General features: G+C 61.7%; 10 protein-coding genes. 6 read left to right on the top strand and 4 right to left on the bottom strand.

Annotated elements, in window-relative coordinates:
- Nucleotides 1–12 precede the first annotated feature (12 nt).
- A complete protein-coding gene (locus NRB16_RS08590) occupies nt 13–300 on the bottom strand; it encodes a DUF2782 domain-containing protein (RefSeq protein WP_045485148.1) in 288 nt (95 codons plus the stop codon).
- A 74-nt stretch (nt 301–374) separates the two neighbouring features.
- On the opposite strand from NRB16_RS08590, the gene polA reads away from it, so the two are divergent.
- Nucleotides 375–3149, top strand: a complete 2775-nt coding sequence (gene polA / locus NRB16_RS08585; RefSeq protein WP_257105971.1) for a DNA polymerase I — start codon at nt 375–377, stop codon at nt 3147–3149.
- Between the two features lie 313 nt (nt 3150–3462).
- Here polA and yihA read toward each other — a convergent pair whose 3' ends face one another.
- Nucleotides 3463–4104 (bottom strand): ribosome biogenesis GTP-binding protein YihA/YsxC, encoded by a 642-nt coding sequence (gene yihA / locus NRB16_RS08580; protein WP_045485143.1) that lies wholly within the window; start codon nt 4102–4104, stop codon nt 3463–3465.
- A 536-nt stretch (nt 4105–4640) separates the two neighbouring features.
- Between yihA and NRB16_RS08575 the strand changes: the two genes are divergently transcribed.
- From NRB16_RS08575 to NRB16_RS08555, 5 genes are all read left to right on the top strand, one after another.
- Nucleotides 4641–5255 carry a cytochrome c gene (locus tag NRB16_RS08575; protein WP_045485141.1) on the top strand — a complete coding sequence of 205 codons (615 nt, stop codon included), beginning with the start codon at nt 4641–4643 and terminating at the stop codon, nt 5253–5255.
- A 354-nt stretch (nt 5256–5609) separates the two neighbouring features.
- Nucleotides 5610–6254 carry a thiol:disulfide interchange protein DsbA/DsbL gene (locus tag NRB16_RS08570; protein WP_045485139.1) on the top strand — a complete coding sequence of 215 codons (645 nt, stop codon included), beginning with the start codon at nt 5610–5612 and terminating at the stop codon, nt 6252–6254.
- Between the two features lie 10 nt (nt 6255–6264).
- Complete coding sequence (locus NRB16_RS08565; protein ID WP_045494036.1) at nt 6265–7131, top strand: endonuclease/exonuclease/phosphatase family protein; 867 nt, start codon at nt 6265–6267, stop codon at nt 7129–7131.
- Between the two features lie 15 nt (nt 7132–7146).
- Complete coding sequence (locus NRB16_RS08560; RefSeq protein ID WP_257105970.1) at nt 7147–9303, top strand: GGDEF domain-containing protein; 2157 nt, start codon at nt 7147–7149, stop codon at nt 9301–9303.
- A gap of 79 nt (nt 9304–9382) precedes the next feature.
- Nucleotides 9383–10162, top strand: a complete 780-nt coding sequence (locus NRB16_RS08555) for an N-acetylmuramoyl-L-alanine amidase (RefSeq protein ID WP_045485135.1) — start codon at nt 9383–9385, stop codon at nt 10160–10162.
- A gap of 43 nt (nt 10163–10205) precedes the next feature.
- Here the strand turns inward: NRB16_RS08555 and NRB16_RS08550 are convergent, their stop codons facing one another.
- Together NRB16_RS08550 and algB are read right to left on the bottom strand one after the other, a co-directional pair.
- On the bottom strand, nt 10206–11993 hold the full coding sequence (locus tag NRB16_RS08550) for a KinB sensor domain-containing domain (protein ID WP_257105969.1): 1788 nt from the start codon (nt 11991–11993) through the stop codon (nt 10206–10208).
- An 18-nt stretch (nt 11994–12011) separates the two neighbouring features.
- On the bottom strand, nt 12012–13358 hold the full coding sequence (gene algB / locus NRB16_RS08545; RefSeq protein WP_045485131.1) for a sigma-54-dependent response regulator transcription factor AlgB: 1347 nt from the start codon (nt 13356–13358) through the stop codon (nt 12012–12014).
- Between the last annotated feature and the right edge of the window lie 184 nt (nt 13359–13542).

Here is a 13542-nt window from a genome sequence, read left to right as displayed (position 1 = left end):
TGGACGGGGAGTTTACCAGCTGAAGATTTCCCACTGCGGAATCAACATGTCGGGTTGGTCGGAACGAATGAAATTGGGGCTGGTGCCATCCGCGCGCACCAGGAAATACGGCTTGCCGTTCTTGGGCGTGATCTTGATCGCATAGAGAAAGCCATTCTGGCGGTATTCCTGAATGGTCTTGTCGCCTTCGGTGCGGATCGTGACTTCAGGGTCGGCCGACGGTGCGTCCTCGGCGGCCACCGCCAGCAGCGGGCTGACCAGTAACAGGCCGGTCAACACCAAGCGATTTATCTTGCGCATGATAACCTTGCCCCTTTGTTGTCCATGGTCCACGCATTTTAGCGCCGACCCCGCCGAAAAGGTTGAATCTGCTCATGAGCCAAGCACCCCTCGTCCTGGTGGACGGTTCGTCCTATCTGTACCGCGCCTTCCACGCCCTGCCGCCGCTGACGACCTCCAAGGGTCTGCCCACCGGTGCGGTCAAGGGTGTGCTGAACATGCTCAAAAGCCTGCGCAAACAATATCCCGATAGCCCGTTTGCCGTGGTTTTCGACGCCAAGGGCGGTACTTTCCGCGATGAACTGTTCGCCGAATACAAGGCCAACCGGCCGAGCATGCCTGATGACCTGAGGGTGCAGATCGACCTGTTGCATGCCTGCGTCAAGGCGTTGAGCTACCCGCTGCTGTGCGTGGAAGGGGTCGAGGCCGACGACGTGATCGGCACCCTGGCGCGCAGCAGTGCGGCGGCGCAGCGGCCGGTGATCATCTCTACCGGCGACAAAGACATGGCTCAATTGGTCGATGGGCACGTTACGCTGGTCAATACCATGACCGGTAGCGTGCTGGATGTCGCTGGCGTAAAAGAGAAATTCGGCGTCGGTCCTGAACACATCATCGACTACCTGGCGCTGATGGGCGACAAGGTCGATAACATCCCCGGTGTGCCGGGGGTCGGCGAAAAGACCGCCACCGGCCTGCTGGTCGGTATCGGTGGCGGTTTGGCCGAGCTGTACGCCAACCTCGATGCCGTGGCTGCGTTGCCGATTCGCGGCGCCAAGACCCTGGGCGCCAAGCTTGCAGAGCACAAGGCCATGGCCTTGCTGTCTTACGAGCTGGCGACCATCAAGTGCGATGTGCCGCTGGACGTCAGCCTCGATGAGCTGGTCATCGGTGAGCCGGACCACGAAAAGCTGATCGAGCTGTACACCGAGCTGGAGTTCAAGAGCTGGATCGGCGAGGTCGAGCGCGGTGCACGGCGTGCCGGCCAGCAAGCGGCGCAACCCGCCGTTGCGCCGCCGCCCGCCGCTCCCGCCGCCCCGGCGGCCTATGAAACCATTCTGGAGCAGGCTCGTTTCGATGCCTGGCTGGAAAAGCTCAACAGTGCCGAACTGATTGCCTTCGACACCGAAACCACCGGGCTGGACGCGCAGAAGGCGCAACTGGTCGGCTTGTCTTTCGCGGTCAAGGCCGGTGAAGCGGCCTATATTCCGCTGACCCACTCGTATATGGGCGTGCCCGAGCAACTGGACCGCGACACGGTGCTGCTGGCGCTCAAGCCACTGCTCGAAGACCCGAACAAGGCCAAGGTCGGGCAAAACGCCAAGTACGACATCAACATCCTCGCCAACTGCGCCATCGGCGGTGACCCGGCCAACGGCATTACCGTACGCGGCGTGGCGTTTGACACCCTGCTTGAATCCTACGTGCTCAACTCGGTGACCTCGCATGACATGGACAGCCTGGCTGCCCGGCACCTGGGCGTGCAGACCATCCGTTTTGAAGACATCGCCGGCAAGGGCAAGAAGCAGCTGACCTTTGATCAGATCCCGCTGGAACAGGCCGGGCCTTATGCGGCCGAGGATGCTGACATTACCCTGCGCCTGCATCAGGTGCTGATTGAAAAGCTCAAGGCCGAGGCGGGGCTGGTCAGCGTCCTGAGCGATATCGAGATGCCGCTGGTGCCGGTGCTGGCCCAGGTGGAGCGCAACGGTGCGAGGGTTGATGCGGCGCTGCTGGGCGTCCAGAGCATCGAGTTGGGCGACAAGATGGCTGAGCTGGAGCAGCAGGCGTACGTGCTGGCCGGCGAGTCGTTCAATCTGGGCTCGCCTGGCCAACTGGGCAAGATCCTCTACGAAAAGCTGGAACTGCCCGTGCGCGGCAAAACCCCGACCGGTAAGCCATCGACGGCAGTCGAGGTCTTGGAGAAGCTGGCCGAAGAAGGTCATGAACTGCCAAAGCTGCTGCAGGACTACCGCACGATCAGCAAGCTCAAAAGCACCTACACCGACACCTTGCCTGGCCAGATCAACCCGCGTACCGGGCGCGTGCACACCTCCTACAACCAGGCCGGCGCCGCCACCGGGCGCTTTTCGTCCAGCGAGCCGAACCTGCAGAACATCCCGGTGCGCACCGCTGAAGGCCGCCGTATTCGCCAGGCGTTCGTGGCCTCAAAGGGCTACAAACTGCTGGCGGCGGACTATTCGCAGATCGAGCTGCGCATCATGGCCCACCTGGCCAAGGATGAAGGCCTGCTGCATGCCTTTCAAAATGGCCTGGACGTGCACCGGGCAACCGCTGCCGAGGTATTTGGTGTCGAGCTGGCCGAGGTCAGCAACGACCAGCGCCGCAGCGCCAAGGCGATCAACTTCGGCCTGATCTACGGCATGGGCGCCCAAGGGCTGGCACGCCAGATCGGCGTCGATGGTAAGCAGGCCAAGGCCTATATCGACCGCTATTTTGCCCGCTACCCCGGCGTGCGTGACTACATGGAGCGTACCCGCGAGCAGGCCGCCGAGAAAGGCTATGTCGAGACCCTGTTCGGTCGTCGCCTGTACCTGCCGGAAATTCTTTCCAGCAACCAGCAACAGCGCGCTGGCGCCGAACGCACGGCCATCAACGCGCCGATGCAGGGCACTGCTGCCGACATCATCAAGAAAGCCATGGTGGCGGTGAGCAACTGGCTGGATCAATCAGGGCTGGATGCCCGGGTCATCCTGCAGGTCCACGACGAACTGGTGCTCGAAGTGCGTGAGGATCTGGTCGAGCAGATCCGCGCCGAGATTGGCGATCACATGGGCACCGCCGCAACGCTGGATGTGCCGCTGGTAGTGGATGTCGGCGTGGGCAACAACTGGGACGAGGCGCACTGATTCGTGCCTTTCGCGGCTAAAGCAGCTCCTACGGTGCCCTCGGATGCCTGTAGGAGCGGCTTTAGCCGCGAACGGCGTTCACCGCCGCCAACATGAACATTTGTTCACGCCAGGAACTTAATCGGCCAACACCGGGTCAGAGTTCACGATTGGCTCGCAAGGCCAGTCATGCTCCTATGTTGTGTTAAGTGTTGGCAGATATCCGGAACCCACCCTGAGGGGTCCGGACCTTGAACCCCGAACTTCCCCCTCCCCATATGAAGTCCGGGGTTTTTTTTGCCTGTAAAACGGCCGCGCCGACTGGCGCAGCGTTTCAGGCCTGCGCGGCGGGCTCTTTGTCGGCCAGTTCCATCCAGCCGGCCAGCACGCGGTAGGCTTCTTCCAGGCCCTGGCGTTTGGGCGCCGAGAACAGCTGGATGGTTACGTCATTGCCCCAACTCTTGCGAATCTGTGCCTGAACCTTGAGCAAGGTGCCTTTTGCCGCGCCGTGGGTCAGCTTGTCGGCTTTGGTCAGCAGGATATGCATCGGCATGCCGCTGGCCACCGTCCAGTCGAGCATCATGATGTCGAAGTCGGTCATTGGATGGCGCACGTCCATCAGCAGTATCACGCCCTTGAGGCTCTCGCGGCTGCCCAGGTAGGCTTCCAGGTGGCGCTGCCAGTGCTGCTTGAGCGGGATCGGCACCTTGGCGTAACCGTAACCGGGCAGGTCGACCAGCCGCCGGTCATCGTCCAGGCGGAAGAAGTTCAGCAACTGGGTGCGCCCCGGCGTCTTGGAGGTACGCGCCAGGTTGGCGTGGGTCAGGGTATTCAGGGCGCTGGACTTGCCTGCGTTGGAGCGGCCGGCGAACGCGACTTCGAAGCCCGCATCATCAGGGCACTGATCGACCTTGGCGGCGCTGAGCATGAACTTGGCCTGTTGGCAGAGGCCGAGGATGGGGTTCTTGAGTTGCATGTGATTTCCGGTAAAAGCCCTGCTGCAAGGGGTGCGGCAAGAGGTGTCGTTTCCAGTCGTGCGGCATGGAGTATATAATGCCGCAAACTTTGTGTGGATTTCGCCTGGCTCAGGTGAATGAGCACTTGGAGGGCGTTTATAAAATAGGCGAATGAAGGCAAGACAAAGCGAAATCGGGCGAAAAAGCGCAGTGTACATAAGTACATAAGCATTTTGAGGTCGATTTCAACGCAGTATTGCCGAGTGCAGCCATTTTGTAGACGCCCTCTTAAAGCGAGAAAAGGATCTGGTCGGCGTACTAACCGTCGCCGGCTGTTTGCAGGATCCGATGCGCATTAGAACGCAGTCCGCTTTCAACCTGAAAGGTTTTTGCTGAATAACCGGACGTAACGGTTGTTTCAGTGGCCATTCAAATCGTTGCCGTCGCGTGGAAATGTGCAAGCACCGCAGTTGTCGGGGTCGCCAACCTTCATCCGCTGGAGGGGCGAGCCGGTCGCTGCCTGACGTTTCACCTATAGCCCGATCTGGATGACCTGATGAACACATTGCTCGTGAGTCTGCTACTGACCCTGGGGGTCTGCGCAGGGGCGCAGGCCGCCGACCTGGCCGGCAACGCTGCCGCCGGACAAGGCAAAGCGCTGGTGTGTGGCGCCTGCCATGGCCCGGATGGCAACAGCCCGATAGGCAACTTTCCCAAACTCGCCGGCCAAGGCGAGCGCTACCTGCTCAAGCAATTGCAGGAGATCAAGGGCGGCAAGCGCACGGTGCCGGAAATGACCGGCCTGCTGGTGCCCCTCAATGATCAGGACCTGGCCGATCTTGCCGCCTGGTACGCCAGCCAGAAAGGCAGTGTCGGTGCCGCCAACCCGGCGTTGGTCGCTCGCGGTGAAGCCTTGTTCCGTGGCGGCAAACTCGAAGACGGCATGCCGGCCTGCATCGGTTGTCATTCTCCTGACGGCGCCGGCAACGCCCCGGCCGGATACCCTCGCCTGAGCGGTCAGCATGCCGACTACATCAAGAAACAACTGACCGCCTTTCGCGAAGAAGAGCGGGTCAACGATGGCGACAGCATGGTCATGCGCTCAATCGCCGCAAAACTCAGTAACAAAGACATCGAGGCGCTGGCCCAGTATATTCAGGGCCTGCATTAAGCCGTCTGATCTTTACCGGGAGGGGGCAAGCGCTGCCCTCTCCTGCCCCGCCCAACACAGTGGCCGGCCATCAGCGCCGTTCGACTGATCGGTTGTTAATCCTGAGCTAACCTTTCCCGTTATCACCGACGTTACACTCGTTGCTGCGGCGGCAGGCACCCTCGAACTGTTCCGAGGGACGGTTGCCGTATTGAAAATTGACTCGGAATGCTCATTTACAAGCAGTAGACTCCGCTTTTCCGTGCTCGATCATCATGTATTGATGATTCAGGCTGAAACGGACGAACCGCTGCCGCGACGAGCGGTCGAAACAGACATCGCCGCGAGCGACCCTCATGACCCCAGGAGTAATGCATGCGTAACCTGATTCTCAGCGCCGCTCTGGTAGCCGCCAGTGTGTTCGGCATGACCGCACAGGCCGCCCAGCCGATCGAGGCAGGCAAACAATATGTCGAACTGAGCAGTCCGGTGGCTGTGTCGGAGCCTGGCAAGATCGAAGTCGTTGAGCTGTTCTGGTACGGTTGCCCGCATTGCTATGCATTCGAACCGACCATCAACCCATGGGCTGACAAGCTGCCCGCCGACGTGCATTTCGTGCGCATTCCGGCACTGTTCGGCGGCCCTTGGGATGCCCATGGCCAACTGTTCATCACCCTGGAAGAAATGGGCGTCGAGCACAAGGTTCACGCGGCCATCTTCGATGCCATCCAGAACAAGCGCCAGCGCTTGACCGACCCTGAAGACATGGCTGAATTCCTGGCCACCCAAGGCGTCGACAAAGACAAGTTCCTCAGCACCTTCAAATCGTTCGCCGTCAAAGGCAAGATCGCCAAGTACAAAGAGCTGGCCAAGCAGTATCAGGTCACTGGCGTACCGACCATGGTCGTCAATGGCAAATACCGCTTTGACCTGGGTACTTCCGGTGGCCCGGAAGCCACGTTGCAGGTCGCCGACCAGCTGATCGCCAAAGAGCGTGCAGCTGCCAAGGCCGGCCAGTAAGCCCGCCGCCATGCGCCGCTGGGGCAAGGGTAACGAGCGTGTCGCCGGCCTGCGAGACCCGCAGGTCAATGAACATCACCTGAGTGCCAGCGGCTTGCCGGACAACGGTCGTCTGCGGCTGTTGAGCTTCAATATCCAGGTGGGTATCAACACCCAGCGCTATCACCATTACCTGACCCGCAGTTGGCAGCATGTGCTGCCGCACTTCGGCCGGGCCGGTAACCTGCAAAAAATCGGTGCGCTGATCGGTGATTTCGACCTGGTGGCGTTGCAGGAAGCCGATGGCGGCAGTCTGCGCTCCGGCTACATCAACCAGGTCGAGCATCTGGCACAACTGGGGGCTTTTCCCTACTGGTATCAGCAGCTCAATCGCAACCTGGGGCGCCTGGCCCAGCACAGCAACGGGGTGCTCAGCCGTCTCAAGCCTGGCTCGATCGAGGACCATCCGTTGCCCGGCCCGGCCGGGCGCGGGGCGATTCTGATGCGTTTCGGCGAAGGTGACGACGCGCTGGTGGTGGTGATGATGCACCTGGCGCTCGGTGCCCGCACCCGCACCCGGCAACTGGCCTATATCCGCGAACTGATCGGCAATTATCGCCATCAGGTGCTGATGGGCGACATGAACACCCACGCCACCGACCTGCTTGAGCACTCGCCGTTGCGCGATCTGGGTCTGTTGGCGCCGCAAATCGAAGCAACGTTTCCCAGCTGGCGCCCGCAGCGCTGCCTGGATCACATTCTGCTGAGCCCGACCCTGACCCTGGAACGGGTTCAGGTGCTGGCCCAGCCCATTTCCGATCATCTGCCCGTGGCGGTAGAGATCCGTCTGCCAGCGTCGCTGTGCGGGGACTCCTTACCTGTTCCTAGCGGAATCTGACAGTGAATCCCGTACATGAGTGACGACGCCGAGCGTTGGAAAGAGAAGTACCTCAAGGGCATCGAGCAGCAGGACCGTCTGGAGAAGCGCTGGCAGGCCCGTCTCGACCTGTTGCGCCGTGGTCTGGTGCGCAGCAGCCTGGCGGCTGAGGGTACCGACCGGGCGGTCGACGAATGCATGAAGGAAATGCGCGAAATCGTCCGCAAGGATGACATGGACGCCGGGCTGGCCGGGTTGATCCCGCGTCTGGAAAAGGCCGTGCTCGACTCCGAGCAGCGCCGTGAAGTGCGGGTCGGGCAGATCGGTGATGCGCTGAACGCGCTGGTCGCCCAGTTGCAGAGCCTGCCGCTGCCACGCGAGGTGCGCAAGCCGCTCAAGCGCTTCGCCAAAAACCTCGATGATCGAGCCACCCAGGCCCGTGAGCTGCCGCTGCTGCTCAGCGAACTCAGTGGTTTGCAAGGCAAGGCACTCGACGCCATTGAGCGACCTGACGAGGGTCACCGGCCCGGCTTGCTTGAGCGCCTGTTCGGTTCGCGCGATGAAACCCATGACCCGCAACCTGGCGAGCCTGCCGCCGCCGCTGTTGCGGCGCCGTCTGCAGCGGCCCGGCCCGGTGAACCGGTTGCCGACGACGATGACGCTGCCGAGGTCGAGGAACAACCGCGTCCTGCTGCGCCGCAGGAACCTGTTGCCGTTCACCCTGAGCCAACCAAGCCGGTCAGTTCTGCACCAGCAGGAGCGCCTGCCGCCCATTCGGTCTCTGCCGAACCGGCTGTCGTTGAACCTGCTCCTCAGAACACCATTGAGCCTGCGCCCCTGGCTGAAGTCGCCCCGGCGCCCGAAGCGCCGAGCGCTGCGCCGGTTGTAGAGCCTGTGCCGGCGCTGGCTTCAGGCGAAATCAAAGCCGAGCCGCAGACCCCGGCCAGCGCCCCGCCGTTGAACGGGCTAGGACAGGTTGATGCGTTGCTGGCCCCGGTACCGACGGTGCCGTTCCAGCAATCGCCGCAGGCCGCTGCGGATACGCCAAAAGCCCTCGAAGCCGAGCGTGAGGCCGACGAGCCCGAAGAAGCTGCCGAGGAGCAAGCGGCGGACGGCGAATACGGCTTGCCGTCCTCACCGGAGCCCAGTTACAGCTCGGTGGCCGCACACATCGAAGAGACCCTGCTGGGCCTGCTTGAAGACCTCAACCTGCCCGAAATCCACCGGCCACATGCCGAGTCGATGCGCCATCGCCTCGAACATGGGTTGAACTGGTACGAACTGCTACCGATTCTCGATGATCTTGCAATCTTGATGCTGGCTGTCAGCGACAGTGGTCAGCACGAATTCGAAACCTACCTCAAGCAGCTCAATCAGCGTCTTGAGTCGTTCCAGAGTGGCTTGCAGGCGGTCAACGAGGGGTATCAGGAAAGCCATTGTTCGGCACGGGATTTCGACAGCCAGTTACGCGAGCAGGTCGACGATCTGCAAAGCAGCGTGCAGGAGGCATCGGACCTGATCAGCCTCAAGCGGGTGCTGGAAAGCCGCCTCGAAGGCATGCTCGGCGCCATGGATGACTATCAGCGCAAGCGCGACGAGCGCGAGCGTGAAGTCGCCGAAAGCCTGCAAAGCCTGGCTGGCCGGGTGGCGAGCATGGAGCAGGAAGCGCTGGGCGTGCGTGCCAATCTGGAAGAGCAGCGGCGCAAGGCGCTGCTCGACCCGCTGACCGGCCTGCCCAACCGGGCGGCGTGGGGCGAGCGTCTGGAGCGGGAAATCGCCCGTTGGCAGCAGAACCGCGATAGCCTGCTGATCGGTATTCTGGATCTGGATCACTTCAAGCGCATCAATGACGGCTATGGGCATCTGGCCGGCGACAAGGTGCTCAAGATCGTCGCCAAGGAGCTGCACCGGCGTCTACGCACCACCGATTTCCTGGCCCGCTTTGGCGGTGAGGAGTTTGTCTTGCTGATGCCGGCCACTGAGCTGCAAACCGGGCTGTTGATGCTCGATGAGCTGCGTGCGGCGGTGGAGCGTTGCCCGTTCCACTTCAAGGGCGAGCCGGTGACTATCACGGTGTCGATTGGGGTGACCGATCTGCGCGCTGCTGAACGCAGCGACACTGCGCTCAAGCGCGCTGACCAGGCGCTGTATCGGGCCAAGGAAAGCGGCCGCAACCGGGTTGAACAAGGGTGAGTGGCTCACCTGGCGGGCGGTTTTCAATCATCGGGCGATCTGCGCCCGTTCCGTTATGATTTTTGAATAGTTGGATGTCATGAAGCTGTTTTTCGCTGTTGTATCCCTTCTGGTTCTCAGTGCCTGCGCTAGCGGCCCCCGGCTGGACACCAGCCACCCCTCGAAGAATTTCGATAACCGTATCCAGTACGTCATCCTGCACTACACCTCGGCGTCTCAGGAGCGCTCGCTGCAACTGCTGACCAGCGGCCAGGTCAGCAGTCATTACCTGATTGGCGACGATAGCCGGGCCACCATATTCAAACTGGTCGATGAAAATGCCCGCGCCTGGCACGCCGGCGACAGCCAGTGGGACGGACGCACCTGGCTCAACTCCTCGTCGATCGGCATTGAGATCGTCAACCCCGGCTTTACCGAAGGCCCGAACGGGCGGCTGTGGTACCCCTACAGTGAAGCGCAGATCCAGTCGCTGATTGTCTTGCTCAAGGATATCGTCAAGCGCAACGGCATTGAGCCAAAGCACATCATTGGCCACAGCGATATTGCGCCGATGCGTAAGCTCGACCCGGGACCATTGTTCCCCTGGAAGCGGCTGGCCCAGGAAGGCTTGGGTATCTGGCCTGACGAGCGTCTGGTCGCCAGCCAGCAGGCACTGTTTGCCGTGCGCCTGCCAGACATCCTGTGGTTCCAGCAGCAGTTGGCCAGAGTCGGCTACAGCACTCCGCAGACCGGCGTGCTGGACACCGAAACCCGCAATGTACTGGCCGCCTTCCAGATGCGCTTTCGCCCGCAACGCTTCGACGGCGAACCGGATGCGCAGAGTGCGGCGATGTTGCAGGTGCTCAACAGCCAGCGCTGAAGCACGGCCCCGTAGGACCGGCCGGGCGGCACCCGGCTGGCGGTCAGAACGGCAAGGCCATATAGAACTGGGTGCCTTGGCCCGGCCGTGAATACACGCCCATGCGTCCACCATGCAACTGGACGATTTCCTTGCACAGGGCCAGCCCCAGGCCCGCGCCGCCCTTCTTGCGGCCGACCTGGACAAACGGCTCGAAGATCCGCGCCTGATTGCCGTACGCAATGCCTTCGCCGCTGTCTTCGACACTGATGATCGCCCGTTCACCATGACGCCGGGCCTGCAGGCGGATCAGGCCGTTTTCCGGGGTGTGGCGCAAGGCGTTGTCCAGCAGGTTGTCCAGTACCCGCTCCAGTTGTGACTGGTCGGCGTGCAGGCGCGGGATATTTTCTTGCAGGTCGAGCTGAAGAATGATGCTCTGTTCCTGGGCGCGATCAATAAAGCGCTGGCGCGCCTCTTCGAGCAAGTCATCGATGGCGCACGGCGCCAGCTTGAGTTTCTGCAGGCCGCTTTGGTAGCGGGAGAAGTTCAGCAGGTCGTTGATCAATTGCATCAGGCGCTGCATCTCTTCCTTGACCGTATTGAACAGGTCGGCTTCGCGGCTTTCTTCGGCGAAATGCACCCGTTCTTGCAAAAGACCGAAGGCCATGTGCATGCCGGTGACCGGGGTGCGCAGTTCGTGGGAGGCGCGCAGCACGAACTCGCTGCGCACCCGCTCGAAGGCGCGTTGCTCGGTCACATCATGCAGGACCATCACCGCGCCGAGAATGTGCCCGGCGCTATGGCTGACCGGTGTCAGGCTGTAGGTCAGCAGCCGTGATTCGCCGTCGATCTCGATGCACAGATCTTCCGGGGCGCGCTCCAGCGTGCCGCCGCGCAGGTTGAGGAGAATTTCTTCGTCCAGCTCCGGGCGTGCCAGCGCGTCGCCGGGACGTTGGCCGAGGCGGCTTTCGTCCCAGCCAAGCTGGCGCTGGGCGACCGGATTGAGGTGCTCAAGCTGGCCCTGGCGGTCGATCATCAACAGGCCGTCGTCAATGCTGTCGAGTACCGCCTGCAGGCGTTGCTGGCCAGCCAGCAGTTCGTCGATATTGGTGGCCTGGTGTTTGCGCAGCGCCTCGGCCATCAGGCCGAAGCGGCGGGTCAGCAGGTTCATCTCCGCTGCCGGTGAAATAGGCAGGGTGACGTCAAAATCGCCCTGGCCGATCTTGTCGGCGGCCTTGGCCAGAGCTTCGATCGGTGCACCAAAGCGGCGGGCGATGCCATGCGCAGTGACAAACCCGATGCACAGCACGGCCAGAGCAACCAGGCTGAGCAGCCCGGCGATCCAGTACGCGCGCTCGCGTGAATCACGCTCGGCCGCGTTGATGTTGTCCAGGGCGCTGCGATAGGCGCCCAGCAAGTCATTGCGCAGGTTGTTGAAGCTGGCACTCAGCTCAGGGTTCTTGCGGATGCTCAGGCCGCCCTCGCTGTTGTTGCGATAAGCCTGGATGAATTGCTGATAGAACTGCTGGGTCTGTTCAAAACCGTGGGTGCCGGTTCTCAGCCGCTCGTGCTCGACACCTTGGGCCAGCAACCCTTCGAACTGGGTCTGGAGCGTCGCCAGTGCCTGCGGGTTGGGTTCGGAGTCGAGCATCATGACCAACTGATCGCCCAGGTTCTGACGCAGCTTGAGGCCCAGATCCAGAGTCACGAAGTTGTGCTGAATCATCGACTCCTGAGTACGTGCCATCTGCATGACACTGACCAGACCCAGGACCAGCCCGAGCAGGGCCACTGTGATCAGGGCCGAGATACTCAGAAACAGGCGTGTGCGCAATTTCATTGCCAACTTCATGTGACACCAATTACTGACTTACAGGTTGTACTGCTTGCGTTTTCGATACAGCGTCGAGGCATCGATACCCAGTGTCTTGGCCGCCTGGTCCAGTGTGTCACTGGTCGCCAGTACCGCGCCGATGTGGGCCTTTTCCAGTTCATCGAGGCTCATCGCGGCGCCGACCCGTGGTGCATTGCTGACCGGCTGCTCGCCCATGCCCAGGTGGGTGACTTCAACGCGCTCCTGCGGGCAGATGATGCTGGCGCGCTCGATCACGTTGCGCAGCTCGCGGATATTGCCGGGCCAGCGGTAGTTGAGCAGCGCACTGCGTGCTTCTTCGCTGAAGCCCCGTGCCGGGCGGGCGTATTCCTTGACGAAGCGCGCCAGAAAACGGTCGGCCAGGGTCAGGATGTCTTCGCCACGCTCACGCAGGGCCGGCAAGGTCAGGGTGATGACGTTCAGGCGGTACAGCAGGTCTTCACGAAATTTGCCGCTGCGCACCATGTCTTCGAGGTTGAGATTGGTGGCCGCCAGAATTCGCACATCGGCACGGCGGGTGACCGGGTCGCCGACCCGCTCGTATTCCTTGTCTTGAATGAAGCGCAACAGCTTGGGTTGCAAGGTCAGCGGGAAATCACCGATCTCGTCGAGGAACAAGGTGCCGCCGTCGGCCTGGTTGACCCGCCCCAGTGTGCTTTCACTGGCGCCGGTGAACGCCCCGCGGCTATGACCGAACAGCTCGCTTTCCATCAGTTCTGCGGTCAGCGACGGGCAGTTGATGGTCACGCAGGACTTTTTGGCGCGCTTGCTCCAGCCGTGAATGGCGCGGGCCAGCTCGCCTTTACCGGTGCCCGACTCACCCAGGATCAGGATGTTGGCATCGGTGACCGCCACCTGCCGCGCCGTTTCCAGAATGCCCATCATCACCGGGCTGTGCGAGTCCAGGCCGTCTTTGGGCTTGCGGATCTCGCCTTCCAGTGCCTCCAGACGAGCCGACAGTTGGCGCACCTCAAGCTGCTTGGCGGTGGCCAGGCGCAATTGGTCGGGGCTGCACGGTTTGACCAGATAATCGGCCGCGCCGGCGCGAATCGCGTCCACGGCGGTGTCGACGGCAGAGTGCGCGGTGACGATCACGACACGCATCCATGGCGCCTGCACGCGCATCTGTGCCAATACATCCAGCCCGTTGTCTTCGCCCAACCGTAAATCCAGGAAACACAAATCAAAGACCTGGCGCTGCATCAGGGCATCGGCCTGTGCCGCGCTGTTGGCCGTGGCTACGCTGTAGCCCTCGTCTTCCAGGCAATACCGGAAGGTGCGAAGGATCGCGGACTCGTCGTCCACAAGCAGAATACGGCCCTGATTCTCAGTGGCTGCTTCCATTTTTCCTACGCTCCTAAGTGAATAGTCTTGGTTAGTCTCGGAATCATCGGGCAAGTTGCATGGTCAATTCTGATTGATTATGCGGCAAGCATGGTAGCTATCTGCTTCGGCCTTGGCTAACTGGCGGATTTGGCTGTCCTGCTGTCGTGAAAACCGCCTGGTAGCAGCATTAACCCGAGCCAGG

The organism is Pseudomonas sp. LJDD11, from assembly GCF_024584215.1.
In the GTDB taxonomy this organism is placed as follows: domain Bacteria; phylum Pseudomonadota; class Gammaproteobacteria; order Pseudomonadales; family Pseudomonadaceae; genus Aquipseudomonas.
The sequence above is the reverse complement of the archived record's forward strand: the minus strand, read 5'-3'. Positions and strand labels throughout refer to the sequence as shown.

What these genes read in the sequence shown, in the direction of transcription:
- NRB16_RS08590 (WP_045485148.1), bottom strand. Translation starts at nt 300, where the DNA reads ATGCGCAAGATAAATCGCTTGGTGTTGACCGGCCTGTTACTGGTCAGC.
- polA (WP_257105971.1), top strand. Translation starts at nt 375, where the DNA reads ATGAGCCAAGCACCCCTCGTCCTGGTGGACGGTTCGTCCTATCTGTAC.
- yihA (WP_045485143.1), bottom strand. Translation starts at nt 4,104, where the DNA reads ATGCAACTCAAGAACCCCATCCTCGGCCTCTGCCAACAGGCCAAGTTC.
- NRB16_RS08575 (WP_045485141.1), top strand. Translation starts at nt 4,641, where the DNA reads ATGAACACATTGCTCGTGAGTCTGCTACTGACCCTGGGGGTCTGCGCA.
- NRB16_RS08570 (WP_045485139.1), top strand. Translation starts at nt 5,610, where the DNA reads ATGCGTAACCTGATTCTCAGCGCCGCTCTGGTAGCCGCCAGTGTGTTC.
- NRB16_RS08565 (WP_045494036.1), top strand. Translation starts at nt 6,265, where the DNA reads ATGCGCCGCTGGGGCAAGGGTAACGAGCGTGTCGCCGGCCTGCGAGAC.
- NRB16_RS08560 (WP_257105970.1), top strand. Translation starts at nt 7,147, where the DNA reads ATGAGTGACGACGCCGAGCGTTGGAAAGAGAAGTACCTCAAGGGCATC.
- NRB16_RS08555 (WP_045485135.1), top strand. Translation starts at nt 9,383, where the DNA reads ATGAAGCTGTTTTTCGCTGTTGTATCCCTTCTGGTTCTCAGTGCCTGC.
- NRB16_RS08550 (WP_257105969.1), bottom strand. Translation starts at nt 11,993, where the DNA reads ATGAAGTTGGCAATGAAATTGCGCACACGCCTGTTTCTGAGTATCTCG.
- algB (WP_045485131.1), bottom strand. Translation starts at nt 13,358, where the DNA reads ATGGAAGCAGCCACTGAGAATCAGGGCCGTATTCTGCTTGTGGACGAC.